Raw genomic sequence first — 20,722 nt, forward strand, 5'->3', positions numbered from 1 at the left:
GCCTTCGCGAGCAAGTCGGATCGCCGCACCGCCGCTCCCACATTGGCTCTCTGTTGTTGCGCTTACACCGCGACGTTCATGAACCCTTGGGACTGCGTCAACGCAAACGGGCTGAACACCTGCCAGCACTGCTCGCGCTGAAACCGGCCTTTGACGAACGCCGCCACCGGTCCCTTCAATTCGTCTGCCGGCACCGGCTCCAGGCTGTCCTGGGCAAAGTGCTGGAGGCCGAAGACTTCATCGACCAGCAACCCGGCAAACACCTCTTCATGTTCCACCACCAACACCCGGCGCTGCCGACGCGCCGCCGAAAGCTCGTGCCCGAAGAAGCCGCACAGGTCCATGACCGGCAGCAAACGCCCGCGCAGGTTGGCGACACCCTTGACCCAGGGCTTGACCCCCGGTAGCTGAGTGGAGCGCGGCTCATGCAAGACTTCGCTGACTTCGCTCATGGGCGCGACGTACCAGTGTTCGCCCAGGCGAAAACCGATACCGCTCCAGCTGTCCCGCCGGGCCGGCTGGGAGGGCAAGTCCGCCGCCAGCAGACGACAGCGCTGGTCGATTTGCAGCAGCAGTTCGAAAGCCGTCAGCGACTCGTTCATGATCTGTCGATCAACCGGCCAGCACGTTGTTCAGGGTCTTGATCAGGGTGTCTTCATCGACCGGCTTGGTCAGGTAGTCCTTGGCGCCCTGGCGCGTGCCCCAGACCTTGTCGGTATCCTGATCCTTGGTGGTGATGATGATCACCGGGATGTGCCCGGTTTCCGGGTCCTTGGTCAACTGGCGGGTTGCCTGGAAGCCGTTGAGGCCGGGCATGACGATGTCCATCAGCACCGCATCGGGCTTTTCCTGGCGGGCCAGGGCCACGCCGTCGGCACCGTTTTCGGCTTTCAACACTTCATGACCGTGCTTTTCCAGCATGCCGGTCAGTTTGTACATTTCGGTCGGCGAATCATCGACGATCAGAATACGTGCCATGGTCTTCCCCATTCTTGTCGACGCCGGGCCCGATGGCCGAGCGTCACTGTGCGTGTCCTACTGCGGCAAAACGGCGGCGAAGCCAGGAACATGGGCCTGGATCGCATCAAGCAATTCTTCCTTGCTGAAAGGTTTGGTCAAAAACTGGTCGGAGCCGACGATGCGCCCCTTGGCCTTGTCGAACAGCCCGTCCTTGGACGACAGCATAATCACCGGCGTGGACTTGAACGCACTGTTGTTCTTGATCAGAGCGCAGGTCTGATAGCCATCCAGGCGCGGCATCATGATGTCGACAAAGATGATGCCGGGGTGGTTGTCGACAATCTTGGCCAGGGCATCAAAACCGTCGACGGCCGTGATGACCTCACAACCCACGTTCTTGAGCAGCGTTTCGGCGGTGCGACGGATCGTCTTCGAATCGTCGATTACCATGACCTTCAAGGCGCTGGGGTGCCGTTCCATAAAATGCTCTACCGTCGCCTTTGCGAAACAAATTGTCCGTTTGCCGGTTAACGCGGCTCGAAACCCTTGATGTTCAAGGGCCGGCACGACATGGCAGCCTTTTTAGCACAGTCTCCAAAACCAATCTATCGGCCGACCGGCAAGGTGGTTTTTCCTTGACCGGGAACACACTCAGCGCCACTCTGACGCCACTTTTATATGACCCTTTGGCCTGACTTGTGGGAGCGAGCCTGCTCGCGATGGTGTATCAGCTGCATAGGTGTCGACTGACACTCCATCGCGAGCAAGCTCGCTCCTACAGAAGATCAATATCCGGCCCTAAATTTTCGAGGAAAACCCAATGAGCGTTCGCGTCGGGATTGTCATGGACCCTATCGCCAGCATTTCCTATAAAAAGGATAGCTCGCTGGCCATGCTGCTGGCCGCGCAGAAGCGTGGCTGGGAACTGTTCTACATGGAACAGCGCGACCTGTATCAGGGCGAAGGCCAGGCCCGGGCGCGGATGCGTCCACTGCAGGTTTTCGCCAACCCGGAAAAATGGTTCGAACTGGGTGCCGAAAGTGACGCGCTGCTGAGCGATCTGGACGTGATCCTGATGCGCAAGGATCCGCCGTTCGACATGGAGTTCGTCTACTCCACCTATTTGCTGGAACAGGCCGAGCGCGCTGGTGTGCTGGTGGTCAACAAGCCGCAAAGCCTGCGCGACTGCAACGAGAAGCTGTTCGCCACGCTGTTCCCGCAATGCACTCCGCCGACTATCGTCAGCCGTCGCCCTGACGTGCTGCGCGAATTCGCCGATCATCATGGCGATGTGATCCTCAAGCCGCTGGACGGCATGGGCGGTTCTTCGATCTTCCGCCACACCGCAGGGCATCCGAACCTGTCGGTGATCCTCGAAACCCTGACCCTGCATGGTCAGCAGCAAATCATGATCCAGGGTTACCTGCCGGCCATCGTCGATGGCGACAAGCGCATCCTGATGATCGACGGCGAGCCTGTGGATTATTGCCTGGCGCGGATTCCGGCCCAGGGCGAAACCCGTGGCAACCTGGCCGCCGGTGGTCGTGGCGAAGCCCGTCCATTGACCGACAAGGACCGCTGGATCGCCGCGCAAGTCGGCCCGACCCTGCGTGAAAAAGGCCTGTTGTTCGTGGGTCTGGACGTGATCGGCGAGCACCTGACCGAGATCAACGTCACCAGTCCGACCTGCATTCGCGAGATCGATAACGCGTTTGGCACTGACATCGGCGGCATGTTGATGGATGCCATCGATCAGAAGCTCAAGGCACGTTGATTAGCCAAACCAACATTGCGTTATCATGCGCGGCCTGTGAAAACGCGATGTTGGTTTCCTTGTCATGACCCTCCCGTCCGATCTGCCTGTTGAACTCGCCCACCGTGGCGTGCGCCCGGTCGATCGCCTCGGTTTTACCCTGTTTCTGGCAGCGCTGATCCACCTGGCCTTGTTGTTGGGTGTCGGATTTGCAGTGGTCGAGCCCAAGCAGATCAGCAAAACCCTGGAAATCACCCTCGCCACCTTCAAGAGCGAGAAGAAGCCCGAGAAAGCCGATTTCCTGGCTCAGGAGAATCAACAAGGCAGCGGCACCCTGGATAAAAAGGCGATTCCCAAGACCACCGAGGTCGCGCCGTTCCAGGACAACAAGGTGCAAAAGGTCACGCCACCGCCGGCCGCCAAGCCTGAAATTCAGGAAGCCCCACCCAAGGCTGCCGTGACCACCGTGGCGCCGAAACCGAAAAAGGCCCCCGCCAAGACCGAGGAGCCCAAGACCGAGGTCAAGCCCCAGGTCCAGGCGCCGACCTTCGACAGTGAGCAACTGTCCAGCGACATCGCCAGCCTCGAAGCGGAACTGGCCGCCGAACAACAGCTGTACGCCAAGCGCCCGCGTATTCACCGCTTGAGCGCAGCCTCGACCATGCGCGACAAGGGCGCCTGGTATAAGGACGAATGGCGCAAGAAAGTCGAGCGCATCGGCAACCTCAACTACCCCGATGAAGCGCGGCGCAAACAGATCTATGGCAACTTGCGCCTGATGGTGTCGATCAACCGTGATGGTTCGCTGTATGAAGTGCTGGTGCTGGAGTCTTCCGGGCAACCGCTGCTGGACCAGGCGGCGCAACGGATCGTCCGGCTGGCGGCACCGTTTGCGCCGTTTACCGGGGATTTGTCGGATATCGACCGGCTGGAGATCATCCGCACCTGGAAGTTTGCCCGTGGGGATCGACTCTCAAGCAATTGACCACCGCAAATCCCCTGTGGGAGCGGGCTTGCTCGCGAATGCGGTCAGTCATTCAATATAGATGTCGACTGACACGACGCCTTCGCGAGCAAGCCCGCTCCCACATTTGATCCGTGTCGACTGCCAAATTGCGGCATCCCCAGCTTGTCAGTTCGCCCCTCGAACGCCACACTAGCGGTCATGAAAAACGTCAGCCCCAGCTACCTCAAGCATCAATTCCTGATCGCCATGCCACACATGGCCGACCCGAACTTTGCGCACACCTTGACCTACATCGTCGAGCACACGGCCAATGGCGCCATGGGGCTGGTGGTCAACCGTCCGCAAGATCTGAACCTGGCCGATATCCTTGAGCAATTGCGCCCGGAAATCGAACCGCCAGCGCTCTGCCAGCATGTGCCGATCTTCATCGGTGGCCCGGTGCAGACCGATCGCGGCTTCGTCCTTCACCCCAAGGGTCAGAGCTTCCAGGCGACCGTTGATCTGGAAGACGAGTTGGCCCTGTCGACCTCCCAGGACGTGCTGTTCGCCATCGCTGACGGCGTCGGCCCGGCAAAAAGCCTGATTGCCCTCGGCTACGCCGGTTGGGAAGCCGGGCAGCTTGAAGCAGAACTGGCGCAGAACGCCTGGCTGAACTGCCCGTTCGACGCCGACATCCTGTTCAATACCAGCAGTGAGTTGCGCCTGGAAGCGGCGGCCAAGCACCTGGGCGTCAACCTCAGCCTGCTGACCAGCCAGGCGGGGCACGCCTGATGGCTCTGCGGCTGATTCTCGGATTCGACTACGGCACCAAACAGATCGGCGTTGCGGTCGGCCAGGTGATTACCGGCCAGGCCCGCGAGCTGTGCACCCTGAAAGCGCAGAACGGCATTCCCGACTGGAACCAGCTCGAAGCCCTCATCAAAGAGTGGAAACCCGATGCCGTGGTGGTTGGCCTGCCGTTGAACATGGACGGCACGCCCAGCGACATGTGCGCCCGCGCGGAAAAGTTTGCCCGGCGCCTGAACGGTCGCTTCAACCTGCCCTTTTATACCCACGATGAACGCCTCACCACCTTCGAAGCCAAGGGCGAACGCCTGGCTCGTGGCGGCCAGAAAGGCAGTTACCGCGACAACCCGGTCGATGCCATCGCCGCCGCCCTGCTGCTGCAAGGCTGGCTCGACGAAAACACCGCACTGTTTGAATCCTGAAGAGCCGCTGTGCGTCTCTCTTAGCTACAACCCGAGCCACTTCCCGCACAAGCTGGCTCGAACCCAAGAAGGAGCAACCATGAGCCTGCCCAATCCCGCCGAACTGGTCAGCCAGATGGCAACCCGACTTGACGCTTATCTGGCCAAACGAGGCATCAGCGACCCGCGCTTCATTGGCATCCGTACCGGCGGCGTCTGGGTGGCCCAGGCCCTGCTCAAGGAACTGGGCAGCAATGAGCCCCTCGGCACCCTGGACGTGTCCTTCTACCGCGACGATTTCAGCCAGAACGGCCTGCACCCGCAGGTTCGCCCTTCGGCGCTGCCGTTCGAGATCGAAGGCCAGCACCTGGTGCTGATCGACGACGTGCTGATGAGCGGCCGCACCATCCGCGCTGCCATGAACGAGTTGTTCGACTACGGCCGCCCGGCCAGCGTAACGCTGGTGTGCCTGCTGGACCTGGACGCCGGCGAACTGCCGATCCGCCCGAACGTGGTTGGCGCGACCCTGTCGCTGGCGGCCCACGAACGGGTGAAGCTGTCCGGCCCGGAGCTTGCGCTCGAACTGCAAGACCTCGCCCTTTAATTCGCCCTATTGAGAGTCCCCCTCGCGATGACGCCTCTAGAAACCAAGCGCCCGCTGCAGCTCAATGATCAGGGCCAGCTGCGCCATTTCCTCTCGCTCGACGGCTTGCGCCGCGAGCTGTTGACGGAAATCCTCGACACCGCCGACTCCTTCCTCGAAGTCGGCGCCCGGGCCGTGAAGAAAGTCCCGCTGCTGCGCGGCAAGACCGTGTGCAACGTGTTCTTCGAGAACTCGACCCGCACCCGCACCACCTTCGAACTGGCGGCCCAGCGGTTGTCGGCGGACGTGATCACCCTCAACGTGTCCACGTCGTCGGCGAGCAAGGGCGAAACCCTGCTCGACACCCTGCGCAACCTGGAAGCCATGGCCGCCGACATGTTCGTCGTGCGCCACGGTGATTCGGGTGCCGCGCACTTCATCGCCGAACATGTCTGCCCACAGGTGGCGATCATCAACGGCGGTGACGGCCGGCACGCGCACCCGACCCAGGGCATGCTCGACATGCTGACCATCCGCCGGCACAAGGGCGGGTTCGAAAACCTTTCGGTGGCCATCGTCGGCGACATCCTGCACTCGCGGGTCGCGCGCTCGAACATGCTGGCCCTGAAAACCCTCGGTTGCCCGGATATCCGCGTGATCGCGCCGAAAACCCTGCTACCGATCGGCATCGAGCAATACGGCGTGAAGGTCTACACCGACATGACCGAAGGCCTGAAGGACGTGGACGTGGTGATCATGCTGCGCCTGCAGCGTGAACGCATGACCGGCGGCCTGTTGCCGAGCGAGGGCGAGTTCTATCGCCTGTTCGGCCTGACCACCGCGCGCCTGGCCGGTGCCAAGCCCGATGCCATCGTGATGCACCCGGGGCCGATCAACCGTGGGGTGGAAATCGAGTCTGCGGTGGCCGACGGCCCGCATTCGGTGATCCTCAACCAGGTGACCTACGGGATCGCCATTCGTATGGCGGTACTGTCCATGGCCATGAGCGGGCAGACTGCCCAGCGCCAATTCGAGCAGGAGAACGCCCAGTGAAGCTCAGCATTCTCGGTGCCCGCGTGATCGATCCGGCCAGCGGCCTGGATCAAGTGACCGATATCCACATTGAAGCCTGCAAAGTCGTCGCCCTTGGCGCGGCGCCAGCCGGTTTTGTCGCCATCGACACGATCGACGCCAAAGGCCTGGTGGCCGCTCCCGGCCTGGTCGACCTCAACGTTGCCCTGCGCGAGCCGGGCTACAGCCGCAAAGGCTCGATTGTCAGCGAAACCCGCGCGGCGGCGGCTGGCGGCGTGACCAGCCTGTGCTGCCCGCCAAAGACCAAACCGGTGCTGGACACCTCGGCGGTGGCTGAACTGATCCTCGACCGCGCCCGTGAGGCCGGCAACACCAAAGTCTTCCCGATTGGCGCCCTGAGCAAAGGCCTGGACGGCGAACAGCTCGCCGAACTCGTGGCACTGCGTGATGCCGGTTGCGTGGCCTTCGGTAATGGCCTGGAGAGCTTCCGCAACACCCGCACGCTGTGCCGGGCACTGGACTACGCAGCGACTTTCGACCTGACAGTGATTTTCAACTCCCAGGATCACGACCTGGCCGAGGGTGGCCTGGCTCACGAAGGTCCGACCGCCAGCTTCCTGGGCTTGCCGGGCATTCCGGAAAGTGCCGAGACCGTCGCCCTGGCCCGGGACCTGCTGCTGGTTGAACAGACCGGCGTGCGCGCACACTTCAGCCAGCTCACCAGCGCACGCGGTGTGGAGCTGATCGCCCAGGCCCAGGCCCGGGGCCTGAAGGTGACCGCGGATGTTGCCCTGTACCAGTTGATCCTGACCGACGAAGCCCTGATCGGCTTCAGCAGCCTGTATCACGTCCAGCCGCCGCTACGCACCCACGCCGACCGCGAAGGCCTGCGCGCAGCGGTGAAATCGGGCGTGATCTCGGCCATTTCCAGCCATCACCAACCCCATGAGCGTGACGCCAAACTGGCACCGTTCGGCGCGACCGAGCCAGGCATCAGCAGCGTTGAACTGCTATTGCCACTGGCAATGACCTTGATTGAAGACGGCTTGCTGGACCTGCCGACACTGCTCAAGCGCCTGAGCGCCGGCCCTGCCGAGGCCTTGCGCCTGCCGGCAGGCAAACTGGCGGTGGGTGGTGCGGCGGACATCGTACTGTTCGACCCGACGGCCTCTACAGTGGCGGGTGAAACCTGGCTGTCCAAGGGCGAAAACTGCCCGTTCATTGGCCACAGCTTGCCGGGTGTGGTGCGTTACACCCTGGTGGATGGGCGCATTAGCCACCAGGCTTAAAACCGCATCGCCTGCATTCGCGAGCAAGCCCGCTCCCACATAAATCTCCAGTGACCACATATTGTGTGAACACCAGAGATCAAATGTGGGAGCGGGCTTGCTCGCGAAGACTGACTAAAAGGCGCCGCGACTCTGCGCGTTACGCACAGAAACCTGGTCATTCAACGTCCAGAAGTCATACAGCACCCCGAGAAAGAACAACCCGCCGGTCAGCAGGTACAGCAACCCACTGATCCATTTCCCCTGATACATCCGGTGTACACCGAACACCCCGAGAAACGTCAGCAGGATCCACGCCACGTTGTATTCGATGGGGCCTGCGGTAAACCGCAGGTCAGCCTCGCGATCCATCGCCGGGATCAGGAAAAGGTCGATCAGCCAACCGATCCCCAGCAAGCCCAAGGTGAAGAACCAGATCGTCCCGGTCACCGGCCTGCCGTAATAGAAGCGGTGAGCGCCGGTAAAACCGAAAATCCACAGCAGGTAACCGATCACTTTGCTGTGGGTGTCTTGCTGCTGAACAGCCTGTTGATAGGGGTTCATGAATGACCTCGATTCACACGATAGATAAATATTCTTTAATTCTTTGTGACTTTTTTACAGGCACCCGACGTATGGCAAATGCTACCTTCACGCCTGTCAAAGCCTTGTAACACAAGACTCCTGTCCGACAATTGCGCCATTTTGCCGCTTTTTTGCCACCATTGCCCTCCTGATTGAATCGACCAACGGCCTCGGAAGCAGCAAAAAAGCTGTTATAAAGTTGCGCGCTAACTTATTAAGAGCCTTGCCTAATGCGTTCATTTTTCAAGACATGGCTAACCATTTGCCTTTTGATGCCACTGGCCGCCCACGCCACCAATCGTGAGCAACGTCTTCCAAACGTTAATGGTTACACCCCAAAATCCCATGCCTCTGCTCCTTCGAGCAAAGACAAAAAATCCGCTAAATATGCTCCAAGCCTGGCCAGCAACAAAAGCGGCCTGGTTCCACCGATGGGCACCAAGGAAAGCAGCGACGTGCTGAGCCGCGCCGTGAACGTCCTCGGCACTCCTTATCGTTGGGGCGGCAGCAGCCCAAGCAAAGGTTTCGATTGCAGCGGCCTGGTGAAATACGCGTTCAACGACGCCACGTTCGACCTGCCACGCACCTCCAACGCCATGGCCAGCGGTCATGGGGAGAAAGTCGATCGCAACGACCTGAAGCCGGGCGACCTGATTTTCTTCAACATCAAGAGCCGTCGGGTCAATCACGTTGCCATTTACCTGGGCAACGACCGTTTCATCCACGCTCCACGTCGCGGCAAGTCGGTGTCCATCGACACTTTGAAGAAACCGTACTGGGAAAACCACTACGTGGTTGCCAAGCGGGTTCTGCCGAAAGAACAGAATGCGTTGCGGGTTGTTCAGCGCTGATTTCAGTGCCCTGAATCTGCATCGAGCATGATGGCCCCATCGCGAGCAAGCCCGCTCCCACAGGATTAATGCAGTCCATGTGGGAGCGGGCTTGCTCGCGAAGAGGCCCTTGAAAGCACCACAAATCCTCATCAAAACCCATCCGGCGACCGCGCCGTCTCCCGCGCATGGTCGCGACTGACCAACCCCTTGGTCACCAGGTCCTTCAAGCTCATATCCAGCGTCTGCATCCCCAACGACCCTCCCGACTGAATCGCCGAGTACATCTGCGCCACCTTGTCCTCGCGGATCAGGTTGCGGATTGCCGATGTCCCCAGCATGATCTCGTGGGCCGCGATGCGTCCGCCGCCGATTTTCTTCACCAGGGTCTGGGACACCACCGCCAGCAGCGACTCGGAAAGCATCGAGCGCACCATCGACTTCTCGTCCCCCGGAAACACGTCGACCACCCGATCGATGGTTTTCGCTGCCGACGTGGTGTGCAGCGTGCCGAACACCAGATGGCCGGTTTCGGCCGCGGTCAATGCCAGGCGAATAGTCTCCAGATCGCGCATCTCCCCCACCAGGATCACATCCGGGTCTTCCCGCAGCGCCGAACGCAAGGCGGTGGCGAAACTACGGGTATCGCGGTGGACTTCACGCTGATTGATCAGGCATTTGCGCGACTCGTGAACGAACTCGATGGGGTCCTCGATGGTGAGGATGTGGTGATGACGATGGGTATTGAGGTAATCGATCATCGCCGCGAGCGTGGTGGATTTGCCGGAACCGGTCGGGCCGGTCACCAGCACCAGGCCACGGGGAGCGTCGGTCATCTTGTGGAATACGTCGCCCATGCCCAGTTCGTCCATGCTCTGCACTTTTGCCGGGATGGTGCGAAACACGGCACCCGCGCCACGGTTCTGGTTGAACACATTGACCCGAAAGCGCGCCACGCCGGGCACGTCGAAGGAAAAGTCGGTTTCCAGATGCTTTTCGAAATCCACCCGCTGGGTGTCATTCATGATGGCATGGATCAGTGCCTGCACCTGCTGGTGGTCCAGGGGCGGCAGGTTGATGCGCCGCACATCGCCATCCACCCGAATCATCGGCGGCAGGCCGGCGGACAGGTGCAGGTCGGATGCGCCCTGTTTGGCGCTGAAAGCCAGCAGTTCGGTGATATCCATAGCGTCTCTCAATTCCAGTAGAATGCCGCGAACCTTCAGACCGCTGGCGCCTCTTGATGTCCACCATAGCAGACAACATTCTCGAAGTTAGTTCGCGCATAAACGCCGCAACACTCGCCGCCAACCGTGCCGAAAACAGTGTCCGGTTGCTGGCCGTGAGCAAGACCAAACCCGCTCAAGACCTGCGTGAAGCCTACGCTGCCGGCCTGTGCGACTTTGGCGAGAACTACCTGCAGGAAGCGCTGGGCAAGCAAGTCGAACTGGCCGACTTGCCCTTGATCTGGCACTTCATCGGCCCCATTCAATCGAACAAGACTCGTGCTATCGCCGAGCACTTCGACTGGGTGCATTCCGTGGATCGTCTGAAAGTCGCACAACGCCTGTCCGAACAACGTCCCGCCGATTTGCCACCCCTGAACATCTGCATTCAGGTCAATGTCAGCGGTGAAGCCAGCAAATCCGGCTGCACCCCGGCCGACCTGCCGGCCCTGGCCAACGCCATCAGCAACCTGCCGCGCCTGAAACTGCGCGGGTTGATGGCAATCCCCGAGCCGACTGAAGATCGCGCTGCCCAGGATGCCGCTTTCGCTGCCGTGCAAAACCTGCAAGCCAGCCTGAACCTGCCACTCGACACACTTTCCATGGGCATGAGCCACGACCTTGAGTCAGCCATTGCCCAGGGTGCCACCTGGGTCCGTATTGGTACGGCCCTGTTTGGCGCCCGCGACTACAGCCAGCCGTAAACATGGCTGACACACTTCTGAATAAGGACCTGACATGAGCAAGACACGTATTGCCTTTATCGGTGCCGGCAACATGGCCGCCAGCCTGATCGGCGGCCTGCGGGCCAAAGGTCTGGAAGCCGCACAGATCCGCGCCAGCGATCCGGGCGAAGAAACACGCGCCCGCGTGAGTGCTGAACACGGCATCGAAACCTTTGCCGACAACGCCCAGGCCATCGATGGCGCCAACGTCGTCGTGCTGGCGGTCAAGCCGCAGGCGATGAAAACCGTGTGCGAAGCTCTGCGCCCAAGCCTCAAACCCGATCAACTGGTGGTTTCGATTGCCGCGGGTATCACCTGCGCCAGCATGAACAACTGGCTCGGCGCCCAGCCAATCGTGCGCTGCATGCCCAACACCCCGGCGCTGGTGCGTCAGGGCGCGAGCGGCCTGTTCGCAACAGCCGAAGTGTCAGCCGAACAGCGTCAGCAGGCCCAGGAGTTGCTGTCCGCGGTCGGTATCGCCCTATGGCTGAATGAAGAGCAGCAACTGGATGCCGTCACCGCCGTTTCCGGCTCGGGCCCGGCGTATTTCTTCCTGCTGATCGAAGCCATGACCGCCGCCGGAGTGAAACTCGGCCTGCCGGCGGACATCGCCGCGCAACTGACCTTGCAAACCGCCCTTGGCGCCGCCCACATGGCGGTCTCCAGCGACGTCGACGCGGCCGAGTTACGCCACCGTGTCACCTCGCCTGCGGGCACCACGGAAGCTGCAATCAAGTCGTTCCAGGCCAATGGCTTTGAAGCCCTGGTCGAGAAAGCACTCGGCGCTGCCGCGCATCGCTCGGCCGAGATGGCTGAGCAACTTGGCCGCTAATCAGCTCTTACAAAGGAATCAATAATGCTCGGACTCAATGACGCTGCCATTTTCATCATTAAAACCTTGGGCAACCTGTACCTGCTGATCGTGCTATTGCGCTTCATCCTGCAATTGGTCCGGGCAAATTTTTACAACCCGCTCTGCCAGTTCATCGTGAAAGCCACTCAACCACTGCTCAAGCCACTGCGCCGGTTCATCCCGAGCATGTTCGGTCTGGACATGTCGTCGCTGGTACTGGCGCTGATCGTGCAGATAGTGCTGATGGCGGTCATCCTGCTGCTCAAAGGCTTCCAGGTCGACCTGCTGCTGTTGGTGCCTTGGGCTCTGATCGCCCTTTTCTCGCTGTTTTTGAATGTACTGTTCTACGCGATGATCATCAGCGTGATTCTGTCCTGGGTTGCACCGGGCAGCCACAACCCTGGCGCAGAACTGGTCGCTCAGATCACTGAACCGGTCCTTGCGCCGTTCCGCCGGATCATCCCTAACCTGGGTGGTCTCGACATCTCGCCGATCTTCGCGTTCATCGTGATCCAGTTGCTGCAAAGCTGGCTGATCCCGCGCATTGCTTACCTTGCCTTCATGCCGCAAGGACTCGGCCTGATCTGATGAGCTACTTTCGCTGGGACGGTGACGACCTGATTCTGGAGTGTCACCTGCAGCCGGCAGCCCGCAGTGATGATTTCTGCGGGCTGCACGGCGATCGCCTGAAGATCCGCCTGACCGCGCCGCCGGTCGAGGGCAAGGCAAACGCGTATCTGATGGCGTTTCTGGCCAAGGCCTTTGGCGTGTCCAAGAGCCAGGTCAGCCTGATCAGCGGCGAGTTGAACCGGCAGAAACGGGTGCGGATCTGCTCGCCGAAGAAGTTGCCGGATTTGCCTGATCTGGTGCGTCCGGCAGGCTGATCGCGTCATCGTTCATCGCGAGCAGGCTCGCTCCCACATTGGAATGCATACCCTTGTGGGAGCGAGCCTGCTCGCGATGAACGATGACGCGGTCTACCCGGGAAAAATCAGCTCGGACCTTTGCTTGCCGCTAACCCCAGCGGTCTTTAGACTTACGCCTCATTTCAATGAGAGCAGGGTCGATGCCAGCTGCCTTCCCCCCCGATTCTGTTGGTCTGGTGACGCCGCAAGTGGCGCACTTCAGTGAACCCCTGGCGTTGGCCTGCGGCCGTTCGCTCCCGGCCTATGACCTGATTTACGAAACCTACGGCACGCTCAACGCCACGGCGAGCAACGCCGTGCTGATCTGCCACGCCCTGTCCGGTCACCACCACGCCGCCGGTTTTCACAGCGTCGACGACCGCAAACCCGGTTGGTGGGACAGCTGCATCGGTCCCGGCAAGCCGATCGACACCAGCAAGTTCTTCGTGGTCAGCCTGAACAACCTCGGCGGCTGCAACGGCTCCACCGGCCCGAGCAGCATCAACCCGGACACCGGCAAGCCGTTCGGCGCCGACTTCCCGGTGTTGACCGTCGAGGATTGGGTACACAGCCAGGCGCGCCTGGCGGATCGTCTCGGCATCGCCCAGTTCGCGGCCGTGATCGGCGGCAGCCTCGGCGGCATGCAGGCGATGCAATGGAGCATCACTTACCCTGACCGCATCCGTCACTGCCTGGCCATCGCTTCGGCGCCCAAGCTGTCGGCACAGAACATCGCGTTCAACGAAGTGGCGCGCCAGGCGATCCTCACCGACCCGGAATTCCACGGCGGTTCGTTCCAGGAACACAACGTGATCCCCAAGCGCGGCCTGATGCTGGCGCGGATGGTCGGGCACATCACCTATCTGTCCGACGACTCCATGGGCGAGAAATTCGGCCGCGGGCTCAAGAGCGAGAAGCTCAACTACGACTTCCACAGCGTCGAGTTCCAGGTTGAAAGCTACCTGCGCTATCAGGGCGAAGAGTTCTCCGGGCGCTTCGATGCCAACACGTACCTGTTGATGACCAAAGCGCTCGATTACTTCGATCCGGCGGCGAACTTCGACGATAACCTGGCGAAAACCTTTGAAGGTGCCAAAGCCAAGTTCTGCGTGATGTCGTTCACCACCGATTGGCGCTTCTCCCCTGCCCGCTCGCGGGAACTGGTGGACGCACTGATGGCCGCGCGCAAGGACGTCTGCTACCTCGAGATCGACGCTCCGCAAGGCCACGACGCCTTCCTGATTCCGATCCCGCGCTATCTGCAGGCATTCGGCAATTACATGAACCGCATTACGTTGTGAGAAAGCCATGAGAGCTGATCTGGAAATCATCCAGGAATGGATCCCCGCCGGCAGCCGCGTGCTCGACCTCGGGTGCGGCGATGGCGAACTGCTGACCTGGCTGCGCGATAACAAACAAGTCACCGGTTATGGCCTGGAAAACGACGCCGACAACATCGCCGAGTGCGTGGCCAAGGGCATCAACGTCATAGAACAGGACTTGGACAAGGGCCTGGGCAACTTTGCCAGCAACAGTTTCGACATCGTGGTCATGACCCAGGCGCTGCAAGCGGTGCACTACCCGGACAGGATCCTCGAGGAAATGCTGCGCGTCGGCCGTCAGTGCATCATCACTTTCCCGAATTTCGGTCACTGGCGCTGCCGCTGGTACCTGGCGAGCAAGGGCCGCATGCCGGTTTCCGAATTCCTGCCGTACACCTGGTACAACACGCCGAACATTCACTTCTGCACCTTCGCGGACTTTGAAGCCTTGTGTCGCGAACGTGAGGCGAAGGTCATTGATCGGCTTGCCGTGGATCAACAGCATCGGCACGGGTGGGCCAGCAAGCTATGGCCTAATCTGTTAGGTGAGATCGGCATCTACCGGGTCAGCAGCCCGGGACTTGCCGACCACAAGGTCGCAGTCTGATCCACACTATTTCAAGGAGAACGATCATGGGTCGTCTAGCGTTGCTTCTACTCACTGCCTGCCTGAGCGTCACCGCCATGGCCGCCGACGCCATCAAGAGCGAACGCAAGGAAACCTTCGGCGACGTGACGGTGCACTACAACACCTTCAACTCCACCTACCTGCTACCGGACGTTGCCAAGGCCGCCCAGCTGACGCGCAGCAAGGATCAGGGCGTGATCAACATTTCGGTGATCAAGGCCGGCACGCCGATGACGGCCGAGGTCAGCGGCACCGTCAAAGACCTGACCAGCCAAAGCTACACACTGAACTTCAAACAGGTCACCGAGCAAGGAGCGATCTACTACATCGCCCAATACCCGGTACCCCAGCAGGAAATCCGCACCTTCAACATCAAGGTGCAGACCGGCGACAAGATCAACACCATCAATTTCAACCAAGAGCTCTTCCCTGGCCAATGATCAACTTCTCGCAACTCGTACTGGCCAGCCATAACGCCGGCAAACTCAAGGAACTCCAGGCCATGCTCGGTGAGTCGGTGCATCTGCGCTCGATTGGCGAGTTCAGCAGCGTCGAGCCTGAAGAGACTGGTTTGTCGTTCGTCGAGAACGCCATCCTCAAGGCCCGCAATGCCGCGCGCATCTCCGGCCTGCCGGCGCTGGCCGACGATTCCGGGCTGGCAGTGGATTTCCTTGGCGGTGCGCCGGGTATCTACTCGGCGCGTTACGCCGACGGCAAGGGCGATGCGGCGAACAACGCCAAGCTGCTCGACGTGCTGAAAGACGTGCCTGAAGCCGAACGTGGTGCGCAGTTCGTGTGCGTGCTGGCATTGGTGCGCCACGCCGATGATCCGTTGCCGATCCTCTGCGAAGGTTTGTGGCACGGGCGAATCCTGACCCAGGCCAGCGGCGAACACGGTTTCGGCTACGACCCGCTGTTCTGGGTGCCGGAGCGTAATTGCTCCAGCGCCGAGCTGAGCCCGAGCGACAAGAACCAGATCAGCCACCGCGCCCGTGCAATGGATCTGCTGCGCCAGCGTCTGGGCTTGAAATGACCCGTGAATCATCCGCGTCGCCGCTGATCTTCGGCGGCGATGCTCAATCGCCTCGGGCGGCCCTGCCTGTGCTGCCGCCGCTGGCGCTGTATATCCACATCCCGTGGTGCGTGCGCAAATGCCCTTATTGCGACTTCAACTCCCACACCGCCAGCCCCGTGCTGCCGGAAGAAGAGTACGTCGACGCATTGCTGGCCGATCTCGATCAGGACCTGCACGCCGTTTATGGTCGTGAGCTGAGCTCGATTTTCTTCGGTGGCGGCACGCCAAGCCTATTCAGCGCTGATTCGCTGGGTCGCTTGCTCAAAGGCGTCGAACAGCGCATCCCGTTTGCCAGCGACATCGAAATCACGCTGGAAGCCAATCCGGGGACGTTCGAGCAAGACAAGTTCGTGGCGTACCGGAAACTGGGGATCAATCGCCTGTCGATCGGCATCCAGAGCTTCCAGCAAGAAAAGCTCCAGGCTTTGGGCCGCATCCACAACGGCGACGAAGCCGTACGCGCCGCCGGCATGGCGCGGCAGGCCGGGTTCGACAACTTCAATCTGGACTTGATGCATGGCTTGCCGAATCAGTCCCTGGACGATGCCTTGGCCGACCTGCGCACAGCCATCGCCCTGAAACCGACACACCTGTCGTGGTATCAACTGACCCTGGAACCGAACACAGTGTTCTGGAACCAGCCGCCGACACTGCCGGAAGACGACACGCTGTGGGACATTCAGGAGGCCGGGCAAGCACTGCTGGTCGAACACGGTTACGCGCAATACGAAGTCTCGGCCTATGCCCTGCCCGGTCGCCTGGCGCGCCACAACCTCAATTACTGGAGTTTTGGCGACTTCATCGGCATCGGTGCCGGCGCCCATGGCAAGCTCAGTCATCCGGACGGGCGCATCATTCGCACTTGGAAGACCCGCCTGCCGAAGGATTACCTGAACCCGGCGAAGAGCTTCCAGGCAGGCGAGAAAGCGCTGGGCAACGATGAAATGCCGTTCGAATTCCTGATGAACGCGCTGCGCCTGACTGAAGGCGTCGAATCGCGGCTGTACCCGGAACGTACCGGCATGACGCTGGAAAGCCTTGCTGAAGGCCGCCGTGAAGCCGAACAAAGCGGCCTGTTGCAGGTCGAACCGTCACTTCTGGTAGCTACCGAGCGCGGACAACTCTTCCTCAACGACTTGCTGCAGAAATTTCTGACATAAGGAAATCGAATGGATTTGGTACTCGACCTGCTTGCCACCATGTCTCGCTGGAGCCGCAGCAACCTCTCGGAAATCGCCCTGGCCCTGGTGGGCTGCCTGCTGGTGCTGTTCGGTGCGGATTTCAAAGGCTGGGTCGAGCAGCGCCTGGGCAGCATCGCCGGCGCCTTGCGCGTGCCACTGATGTCCCTGCTGTGCATGATCGGCAGTGGCGCGGCGCTGATCTACGCCACACCATGGGTCGTGCGCGGCTTGAGCCAGTTCAACAACTACAGCCTGGCGCCGGTGTTGCTGGTGGTGCTGGTGTTGATTGGCGTAGTCGCCGACCGCCGCTGATCTCAGCCACACCCTAAAACAACTGTGGGAGCGAGCCTGCTCGCGAAAGCGGTGTGTCAGACAGCATTTCTGTCGACTGACACTCCCTCTTCGCGAGCAGGCTCGCCCCCACAGGTTGTATTGGGTGATGCTTAGGACTGTTTTTCGAACTTCAAATCCCAAACCCCATGCCCAAGACGTTCGCCACGGCGTTCGAACTTGGTGATCGGCCGCTCGGCCGGGCGCGGTACGCACTTGCCGTCTTCGGCGAGGTTGCGGTAACCCGGCGCGACGTTCATCACTTCCAGCATGTACTCGGCGTACGGTTCCCAGTCAGTGGCCATGTGCAGAATGCCACCAACCTTCAACTTGCTGCGCACCAATTCGGCGAAGGACGCCTGAACGATACGGCGCTTGTGGTGACGGCTCTTGTGCCACGGGTCCGGGAAAAACAGCATCAGGCGATCGAGGCTGTTGTCGGCGACGCAGCGGTTGAGCACTTCGATCGCATCGCAATCGTAGACCCGCAGGTTGGTCAGGCCTTGAGTCAGCACGCCATTGAGCAGTGCGCCGACACCCGGACGGTGCACCTCGACGCCAATGAAATCCTGCTCCGGCGCAGCCGCTGCCATTTCCAGCAGCGAATGGCCCATGCCGAAACCGATTTCCAGCGAGCGCGGTGCAGAGCGACCGAACACCTGGTCGAAATCCACCGGCGCGTCGGCCAGCGGCAGCACGAACAGCGGAGTGCCCTGCTCCAGGCCCTTTTGCTGGCCTTCGGTCATGCGCCCGGCGCGCATCACGAAACTCTTGATGCGGCGGTGTTGGCGCTCGTCGCCTTCTTCCGTCTGGATTGGCGTGTCGTTCGATTCAGTCATCAATGGCTCTTACTTGATCAGACCATCCAGCGGCGAAGAGGCGCTGGCATAGAGTTTTTTCGGCATACGGCCGGCGAGGTAAGCCAGGCGGCCTGCGACGATCGCATGTTTCATGGCTTCAGCCATCATGACCGGTTGCTGGGCATGTGCGATGGCCGAGTTCATCAGCACCGCATCACAACCCAGTTCCATGGCGATGGTGGCGTCGGAAGCAGTACCGACACCGGCATCCACCAGCACCGGGATCTTGGCTTCTTCGAGGATGATCTGCAGGTTGTACGGATTGCAGATCCCCAGACCGGAGCCGATCAGACCGGCCAGCGGCATGACGGCGATGCAGCCGATTTCCGCCAATTGACGGGCGATGATCGGGTCATCACTGGTATAGACCATCACGTCGAAGCCTTCCTTGACCAGCGTTTCGGCAGCCTTGAGGGTTTCGATCACGTTGGGGAACAGGGTTTTCTGGTCAGCCAGCACTTCCAGCTTCACCAGGTTGTGGCCATCGAGCAGCTCACGGGCCAGGCGGCAGGTGCGCACGGCTTCGATGGCGTCGTAGCAACCGGCGGTGTTCGGCAGGAAGGTGTAGCGATCCGGCGACAGCACTTCGAGCAGGTTCGGCTCGCCCTCGATCTGGCCAAGGTTGGTGCGGCGCACGGCGAAGGTGACGATCTCGGCACCCGAGGCTTCGATGGCCAGGCGGGTTTCTTCCATGTCACGGTACTTGCCGGTACCGACCAGCAAACGCGACTGGTAAGTACGACCGGCCAGGACGAAAGGCTTGTCGCTGCGAACGATGCTCATGGGAAATCCTCTGTAGGGGTGAGGTTCTTGCAGAATTCCTTATTAACCAAACGCTGTGAAAACGTCGCGAGCGAAGGAAAGACAAGGCAAAAACAGGCGAGGAAGCGGAGTTTACGGGTTGTAAATGAGCATTCCGAGCCTGTTTTTAACGCAGTATTTCCGAGCGCAGCAGTTTTCACAGTGTTTGGGGCTAGCCGCCGCCGATGGCGTGCACCACTTCGACGTTGTCGCCGTCGTTCAACGCGGTGTCTGCGTGCTGACTGCGCGGGACGATATCCAGATTGAGTTCGACCGCCACCCGGCGTCCGGTCAGGTCCAGACGGGTCAGCAGGGCCGCAACGGTTTCACCGTCGGGCAGTTCAAAGGATTCGCCGTTCAACTGAATGCGCATGCCGGATGCCGCCATCATTTTTAGGGGCTGGCATTCTAGCCCGATCAGTCAGGCCGACCCAAGCCATTCGTCATGAAATGGACCGTTAAGTCAGCTCAGGCGCCAGGCGGCAAGTCCAAGGCAAAACCAGCCCACCAGAAAGGCCAAGCCACCGAACGGGGTGACGATGCCGAGCTTGCTGATGCCCGTCAGCGTCAACATATACAGGCTGCCGGAAAACAGCAGGATACCGATGGCAAACGACGCAGCGGCCCAGGTGGCGAGTCGACCGGGAATTTGCGTGGCCAGCGCTGCGACACCGAGCAACGCCAGGGCGTGCACCAGTTGATAGGTGACGCCGGTGTGGAAGATCGCCAGGTACTCGGCGCTCAGGCGGCTCTTCAGGCCATGGGCGGCAAAGGCCCCGAGGCCGACACCGGTGAAGCCGAAAAAAGCGGCCAGCATCAGAAAGCCACGCAGCATGCAGAACTCCAGTCAGTTTCGATCCAAAGGGTCTGTATAATGGCCCGCTCAACGGGTTCGGCCAAGCCATCTCTATGCTGCGTATCTATTTCCGTCATTTCTCCAAGGCCGTACTCTGGTTCATGGGTGGCAGCGTATTGCTGGTGCTGATCTTTCGCGTGGTGCCGCCACCGGGGACGACGCTGATGGTCGAGCGCAAGATCGAATCCTGGTTTGACGGCGAACCCATCGACCTGCAACGGACCTGGAAACCCTGGGACGAGATCTCCGATGACCTGAAAGTCGCGGTGATTGCCGGCGAAGACCAGAAATTCCCGGAGCACTGGGGCTTCGATATCGGCGCGATTCAGGCGGCGTTTGCCCATAACGAGCGCGGCGGTTCGATCCGTGGCGCCAGCACCCTCAGCCAGCAAGTCTCGAAAAACCTGTTCCTGTGGTCTGGCCGCAGCTGGCTGCGCAAAGGCCTGGAAGCCTGGTTCACCGGACTGATCGAAGTGTTCTGGCCCAAGCAGCGGATTCTTGAGGTGTACCTCAACAGTGTCGAGTGGGATGACGGTGTGTTTGGCGCTGAAGCGGCGGCTCGGCATCACTTTGGTGTGAGCGCCAGGAACCTCAGCCGTCAGCAATCGAGCTTGTTGGCCGCCGTGCTGCCTAACCCCCGAGTCTGGAGCGCCAGCCATCCGACCGCTTACGTGGCGCGACGTGCCGGCTGGATTCGGCGACAGATGAGCCAGTTGGGTGGCGACAGCTATCTGGTCGGGCTGAACGACTCGCGTCGGGCGCCCTGGGCCCAATAACTGATCCCAATTTTTCAGA

The 20,722-nt window shown here is 60.7% G+C and carries 28 protein-coding genes and 1 pseudogene; 19 read left to right on the forward strand and 10 right to left on the reverse strand.

The window, feature by feature from the left end; genetic code table 11:
- Positions 1-62: 62 nt before the first annotated feature.
- Genes WHX55_RS29100 through pilG form a run of 3 tightly spaced genes read right to left on the reverse strand, consistent with a single transcriptional unit; the run spans position 63 to position 1,440 of the window.
- Positions 63-602, reverse strand: coding sequence for a chemotaxis protein CheW (locus WHX55_RS29100; protein WP_046039266.1), 540 nt, complete (start codon positions 600-602; stop codon positions 63-65).
- Between the two features lie 10 nt (positions 603-612).
- Positions 613-978 carry a twitching motility response regulator PilH gene (gene pilH, locus WHX55_RS29105; protein WP_101209186.1) on the reverse strand — a complete coding sequence of 122 codons (366 nt, stop codon included), beginning with the start codon at positions 976-978 and terminating at the stop codon, positions 613-615.
- Between the two features lie 57 nt (positions 979-1,035).
- Entirely contained in the window at positions 1,036-1,440 is a 405-nt protein-coding gene (gene pilG, locus WHX55_RS29110) for a twitching motility response regulator PilG (RefSeq protein ID WP_150725063.1), read from the reverse strand.
- Between the two features lie 340 nt (positions 1,441-1,780).
- On the opposite strand from pilG, the gene gshB reads away from it, so the two are divergent.
- From gshB to WHX55_RS29145, 7 genes are all read left to right on the forward strand, one after another.
- Positions 1,781-2,734 carry a glutathione synthase gene (gene gshB, locus WHX55_RS29115; RefSeq protein ID WP_057712924.1) on the forward strand — a complete coding sequence of 318 codons (954 nt, stop codon included), beginning with the start codon at positions 1,781-1,783 and terminating at the stop codon, positions 2,732-2,734.
- Between the two features lie 64 nt (positions 2,735-2,798).
- The gene (locus WHX55_RS29120; protein WP_150755104.1) at positions 2,799-3,698 is read left to right on the forward strand and encodes an energy transducer TonB; all 900 of its coding nucleotides are present in this window, start codon (positions 2,799-2,801) and stop codon (positions 3,696-3,698) included.
- Between the two features lie 180 nt (positions 3,699-3,878).
- Positions 3,879-4,451 (forward strand): YqgE/AlgH family protein, encoded by a 573-nt coding sequence (locus WHX55_RS29125; protein WP_057712922.1) that lies wholly within the window; start codon positions 3,879-3,881, stop codon positions 4,449-4,451.
- Entirely contained in the window at positions 4,451-4,888 is a 438-nt protein-coding gene (ruvX, locus tag WHX55_RS29130) for a Holliday junction resolvase RuvX (RefSeq protein ID WP_103395762.1), read from the forward strand. The genes WHX55_RS29125 and ruvX overlap by 1 nt, the downstream gene beginning before the upstream one ends.
- A gap of 79 nt (positions 4,889-4,967) precedes the next feature.
- Positions 4,968-5,471 carry a bifunctional pyr operon transcriptional regulator/uracil phosphoribosyltransferase PyrR gene (gene pyrR, locus WHX55_RS29135; RefSeq protein WP_223456707.1) on the forward strand — a complete coding sequence of 168 codons (504 nt, stop codon included), beginning with the start codon at positions 4,968-4,970 and terminating at the stop codon, positions 5,469-5,471.
- Positions 5,472-5,498: 27 nt separating this feature from the next.
- Complete coding sequence (locus WHX55_RS29140) at positions 5,499-6,503, forward strand: aspartate carbamoyltransferase catalytic subunit (RefSeq protein ID WP_007939362.1); 1,005 nt, start codon at positions 5,499-5,501, stop codon at positions 6,501-6,503.
- Positions 6,500-7,771 (forward strand): dihydroorotase, encoded by a 1,272-nt coding sequence (locus tag WHX55_RS29145; RefSeq protein ID WP_353741739.1) that lies wholly within the window; start codon positions 6,500-6,502, stop codon positions 7,769-7,771. Before WHX55_RS29140 ends, WHX55_RS29145 begins: the two co-directional genes overlap by 4 nt.
- A 114-nt stretch (positions 7,772-7,885) precedes the next feature.
- Here the strand turns inward: WHX55_RS29145 and WHX55_RS29150 are convergent, their stop codons facing one another.
- On the reverse strand, positions 7,886-8,314 hold the full coding sequence (locus tag WHX55_RS29150) for a TM2 domain-containing protein (protein WP_150725059.1): 429 nt from the start codon (positions 8,312-8,314) through the stop codon (positions 7,886-7,888).
- A gap of 251 nt (positions 8,315-8,565) precedes the next feature.
- On the opposite strand from WHX55_RS29150, the gene WHX55_RS29155 reads away from it, so the two are divergent.
- On the forward strand, positions 8,566-9,186 hold the full coding sequence (locus WHX55_RS29155; protein WP_353741740.1) for a C40 family peptidase: 621 nt from the start codon (positions 8,566-8,568) through the stop codon (positions 9,184-9,186).
- 131 nt (positions 9,187-9,317) lie between these two features.
- On the opposite strand, the gene WHX55_RS29160 is transcribed toward WHX55_RS29155, so the two are convergent.
- Positions 9,318-10,352: a type IV pilus twitching motility protein PilT gene (locus WHX55_RS29160; RefSeq protein ID WP_353741741.1), complete on the reverse strand. Its 1,035-nt coding sequence runs from the start codon at positions 10,350-10,352 to the stop codon at positions 9,318-9,320.
- A 56-nt stretch (positions 10,353-10,408) separates the two neighbouring features.
- Between WHX55_RS29160 and WHX55_RS29165 the strand changes: the two genes are divergently transcribed.
- The 10 genes from WHX55_RS29165 (at position 10,409) to WHX55_RS29210 (ending at position 17,392) form a co-directional block, all read left to right on the forward strand.
- Positions 10,409-11,095: a YggS family pyridoxal phosphate-dependent enzyme gene (locus WHX55_RS29165; protein WP_353741742.1), complete on the forward strand. Its 687-nt coding sequence runs from the start codon at positions 10,409-10,411 to the stop codon at positions 11,093-11,095.
- Between the two features lie 34 nt (positions 11,096-11,129).
- The gene (proC, locus tag WHX55_RS29170; RefSeq protein WP_353741743.1) at positions 11,130-11,948 is read left to right on the forward strand and encodes a pyrroline-5-carboxylate reductase; all 819 of its coding nucleotides are present in this window, start codon (positions 11,130-11,132) and stop codon (positions 11,946-11,948) included.
- Positions 11,949-11,972: 24 nt separating this feature from the next.
- Positions 11,973-12,557 (forward strand): YggT family protein, encoded by a 585-nt coding sequence (locus tag WHX55_RS29175; protein ID WP_223460574.1) that lies wholly within the window; start codon positions 11,973-11,975, stop codon positions 12,555-12,557.
- Positions 12,557-12,853, forward strand: coding sequence for a DUF167 domain-containing protein (locus tag WHX55_RS29180; protein WP_046039238.1), 297 nt, complete (start codon positions 12,557-12,559; stop codon positions 12,851-12,853). Before WHX55_RS29175 ends, WHX55_RS29180 begins: the two co-directional genes overlap by 1 nt.
- Before the next feature lie 182 nt (positions 12,854-13,035).
- Positions 13,036-14,175 carry a homoserine O-acetyltransferase gene (locus tag WHX55_RS29185; protein WP_150725054.1) on the forward strand — a complete coding sequence of 380 codons (1,140 nt, stop codon included), beginning with the start codon at positions 13,036-13,038 and terminating at the stop codon, positions 14,173-14,175.
- Positions 14,176-14,182: 7 nt separating this feature from the next.
- Positions 14,183-14,803 (forward strand): methionine biosynthesis protein MetW, encoded by a 621-nt coding sequence (gene metW, locus WHX55_RS29190; protein WP_150725053.1) that lies wholly within the window; start codon positions 14,183-14,185, stop codon positions 14,801-14,803.
- Positions 14,804-14,829: 26 nt separating this feature from the next.
- Complete coding sequence (locus WHX55_RS29195; RefSeq protein WP_150725052.1) at positions 14,830-15,264, forward strand: DUF4426 domain-containing protein; 435 nt, start codon at positions 14,830-14,832, stop codon at positions 15,262-15,264.
- Positions 15,261-15,857: an RdgB/HAM1 family non-canonical purine NTP pyrophosphatase gene (gene rdgB, locus WHX55_RS29200; RefSeq protein WP_150755095.1), complete on the forward strand. Its 597-nt coding sequence runs from the start codon at positions 15,261-15,263 to the stop codon at positions 15,855-15,857. Before WHX55_RS29195 ends, rdgB begins: the two co-directional genes overlap by 4 nt.
- The gene (gene hemW, locus WHX55_RS29205) at positions 15,854-17,059 is read left to right on the forward strand and encodes a radical SAM family heme chaperone HemW (RefSeq protein WP_353741744.1); all 1,206 of its coding nucleotides are present in this window, start codon (positions 15,854-15,856) and stop codon (positions 17,057-17,059) included. The genes rdgB and hemW overlap by 4 nt, the downstream gene beginning before the upstream one ends.
- 9 nt (positions 17,060-17,068) lie before the next feature.
- The gene (locus tag WHX55_RS29210) at positions 17,069-17,392 is read left to right on the forward strand and encodes a DUF3392 domain-containing protein (RefSeq protein WP_150725049.1); all 324 of its coding nucleotides are present in this window, start codon (positions 17,069-17,071) and stop codon (positions 17,390-17,392) included.
- A 22-nt stretch (positions 17,393-17,414) separates the two neighbouring features.
- On the opposite strand, the pseudogene WHX55_RS29215 reads toward WHX55_RS29210, so the two are convergent.
- The 5 genes and pseudogenes from WHX55_RS29215 to WHX55_RS29235 form a co-directional block, all read right to left on the reverse strand.
- Positions 17,415-17,513, reverse strand: a pseudogene (locus tag WHX55_RS29215) (DUF4381 domain-containing protein); the annotation flags it as partial.
- Positions 17,514-17,523: 10 nt separating this feature from the next.
- On the reverse strand, positions 17,524-18,249 hold the full coding sequence (trmB, locus tag WHX55_RS29220) for a tRNA (guanosine(46)-N7)-methyltransferase TrmB (RefSeq protein ID WP_150725048.1): 726 nt from the start codon (positions 18,247-18,249) through the stop codon (positions 17,524-17,526).
- Positions 18,250-18,258: 9 nt separating this feature from the next.
- Positions 18,259-19,053: a thiazole synthase gene (locus WHX55_RS29225; protein WP_007975390.1), complete on the reverse strand. Its 795-nt coding sequence runs from the start codon at positions 19,051-19,053 to the stop codon at positions 18,259-18,261.
- A gap of 190 nt (positions 19,054-19,243) precedes the next feature.
- On the reverse strand, positions 19,244-19,444 hold the full coding sequence (gene thiS / locus WHX55_RS29230) for a sulfur carrier protein ThiS (protein WP_050562648.1): 201 nt from the start codon (positions 19,442-19,444) through the stop codon (positions 19,244-19,246).
- Positions 19,445-19,534: 90 nt separating this feature from the next.
- Positions 19,535-19,906 carry a DUF423 domain-containing protein gene (locus tag WHX55_RS29235; protein ID WP_353741745.1) on the reverse strand — a complete coding sequence of 124 codons (372 nt, stop codon included), beginning with the start codon at positions 19,904-19,906 and terminating at the stop codon, positions 19,535-19,537.
- Between the two features lie 74 nt (positions 19,907-19,980).
- On the opposite strand from WHX55_RS29235, the gene mtgA reads away from it, so the two are divergent.
- Positions 19,981-20,703 carry a monofunctional biosynthetic peptidoglycan transglycosylase gene (mtgA, locus tag WHX55_RS29240; protein ID WP_057712908.1) on the forward strand — a complete coding sequence of 241 codons (723 nt, stop codon included), beginning with the start codon at positions 19,981-19,983 and terminating at the stop codon, positions 20,701-20,703.
- Positions 20,704-20,722 lie beyond the last annotated feature (19 nt).

The sequence above is a fragment of the Pseudomonas fluorescens genome (assembly GCF_040448305.1).
In the GTDB taxonomy this organism is placed as follows: Bacteria; Pseudomonadota; Gammaproteobacteria; order Pseudomonadales; family Pseudomonadaceae; genus Aquipseudomonas; species Aquipseudomonas fluorescens_BH.

What these genes read in the sequence shown, in the direction of transcription:
- WHX55_RS29100 (WP_046039266.1), bottom strand. Translation starts at nt 602, where the DNA reads ATGAACGAGTCGCTGACGGCTTTCGAACTGCTGCTGCAAATCGACCAG.
- pilH (WP_101209186.1), bottom strand. Translation starts at nt 978, where the DNA reads ATGGCACGTATTCTGATCGTCGATGATTCGCCGACCGAAATGTACAAA.
- pilG (WP_150725063.1), bottom strand. Translation starts at nt 1,440, where the DNA reads ATGGAACGGCACCCCAGCGCCTTGAAGGTCATGGTAATCGACGATTCG.
- gshB (WP_057712924.1), top strand. Translation starts at nt 1,781, where the DNA reads ATGAGCGTTCGCGTCGGGATTGTCATGGACCCTATCGCCAGCATTTCC.
- WHX55_RS29120 (WP_150755104.1), top strand. Translation starts at nt 2,799, where the DNA reads ATGACCCTCCCGTCCGATCTGCCTGTTGAACTCGCCCACCGTGGCGTG.
- WHX55_RS29125 (WP_057712922.1), top strand. Translation starts at nt 3,879, where the DNA reads ATGAAAAACGTCAGCCCCAGCTACCTCAAGCATCAATTCCTGATCGCC.
- ruvX (WP_103395762.1), top strand. Translation starts at nt 4,451, where the DNA reads ATGGCTCTGCGGCTGATTCTCGGATTCGACTACGGCACCAAACAGATC.
- pyrR (WP_223456707.1), top strand. Translation starts at nt 4,968, where the DNA reads ATGAGCCTGCCCAATCCCGCCGAACTGGTCAGCCAGATGGCAACCCGA.
- WHX55_RS29140 (WP_007939362.1), top strand. Translation starts at nt 5,499, where the DNA reads ATGACGCCTCTAGAAACCAAGCGCCCGCTGCAGCTCAATGATCAGGGC.
- WHX55_RS29150 (WP_150725059.1), bottom strand. Translation starts at nt 8,314, where the DNA reads ATGAACCCCTATCAACAGGCTGTTCAGCAGCAAGACACCCACAGCAAA.
- WHX55_RS29155 (WP_353741740.1), top strand. Translation starts at nt 8,566, where the DNA reads ATGCGTTCATTTTTCAAGACATGGCTAACCATTTGCCTTTTGATGCCA.
- WHX55_RS29160 (WP_353741741.1), bottom strand. Translation starts at nt 10,352, where the DNA reads ATGGATATCACCGAACTGCTGGCTTTCAGCGCCAAACAGGGCGCATCC.
- WHX55_RS29165 (WP_353741742.1), top strand. Translation starts at nt 10,409, where the DNA reads ATGTCCACCATAGCAGACAACATTCTCGAAGTTAGTTCGCGCATAAAC.
- proC (WP_353741743.1), top strand. Translation starts at nt 11,130, where the DNA reads ATGAGCAAGACACGTATTGCCTTTATCGGTGCCGGCAACATGGCCGCC.
- WHX55_RS29175 (WP_223460574.1), top strand. Translation starts at nt 11,973, where the DNA reads ATGCTCGGACTCAATGACGCTGCCATTTTCATCATTAAAACCTTGGGC.
- WHX55_RS29180 (WP_046039238.1), top strand. Translation starts at nt 12,557, where the DNA reads ATGAGCTACTTTCGCTGGGACGGTGACGACCTGATTCTGGAGTGTCAC.
- WHX55_RS29185 (WP_150725054.1), top strand. Translation starts at nt 13,036, where the DNA reads ATGCCAGCTGCCTTCCCCCCCGATTCTGTTGGTCTGGTGACGCCGCAA.
- metW (WP_150725053.1), top strand. Translation starts at nt 14,183, where the DNA reads ATGAGAGCTGATCTGGAAATCATCCAGGAATGGATCCCCGCCGGCAGC.
- WHX55_RS29195 (WP_150725052.1), top strand. Translation starts at nt 14,830, where the DNA reads ATGGGTCGTCTAGCGTTGCTTCTACTCACTGCCTGCCTGAGCGTCACC.
- rdgB (WP_150755095.1), top strand. Translation starts at nt 15,261, where the DNA reads ATGATCAACTTCTCGCAACTCGTACTGGCCAGCCATAACGCCGGCAAA.
- hemW (WP_353741744.1), top strand. Translation starts at nt 15,854, where the DNA reads ATGACCCGTGAATCATCCGCGTCGCCGCTGATCTTCGGCGGCGATGCT.
- WHX55_RS29210 (WP_150725049.1), top strand. Translation starts at nt 17,069, where the DNA reads ATGGATTTGGTACTCGACCTGCTTGCCACCATGTCTCGCTGGAGCCGC.
- trmB (WP_150725048.1), bottom strand. Translation starts at nt 18,249, where the DNA reads ATGACTGAATCGAACGACACGCCAATCCAGACGGAAGAAGGCGACGAG.
- WHX55_RS29225 (WP_007975390.1), bottom strand. Translation starts at nt 19,053, where the DNA reads ATGAGCATCGTTCGCAGCGACAAGCCTTTCGTCCTGGCCGGTCGTACT.
- thiS (WP_050562648.1), bottom strand. Translation starts at nt 19,444, where the DNA reads ATGCGCATTCAGTTGAACGGCGAATCCTTTGAACTGCCCGACGGTGAA.
- WHX55_RS29235 (WP_353741745.1), bottom strand. Translation starts at nt 19,906, where the DNA reads ATGCTGCGTGGCTTTCTGATGCTGGCCGCTTTTTTCGGCTTCACCGGT.
- mtgA (WP_057712908.1), top strand. Translation starts at nt 19,981, where the DNA reads ATGCTGCGTATCTATTTCCGTCATTTCTCCAAGGCCGTACTCTGGTTC.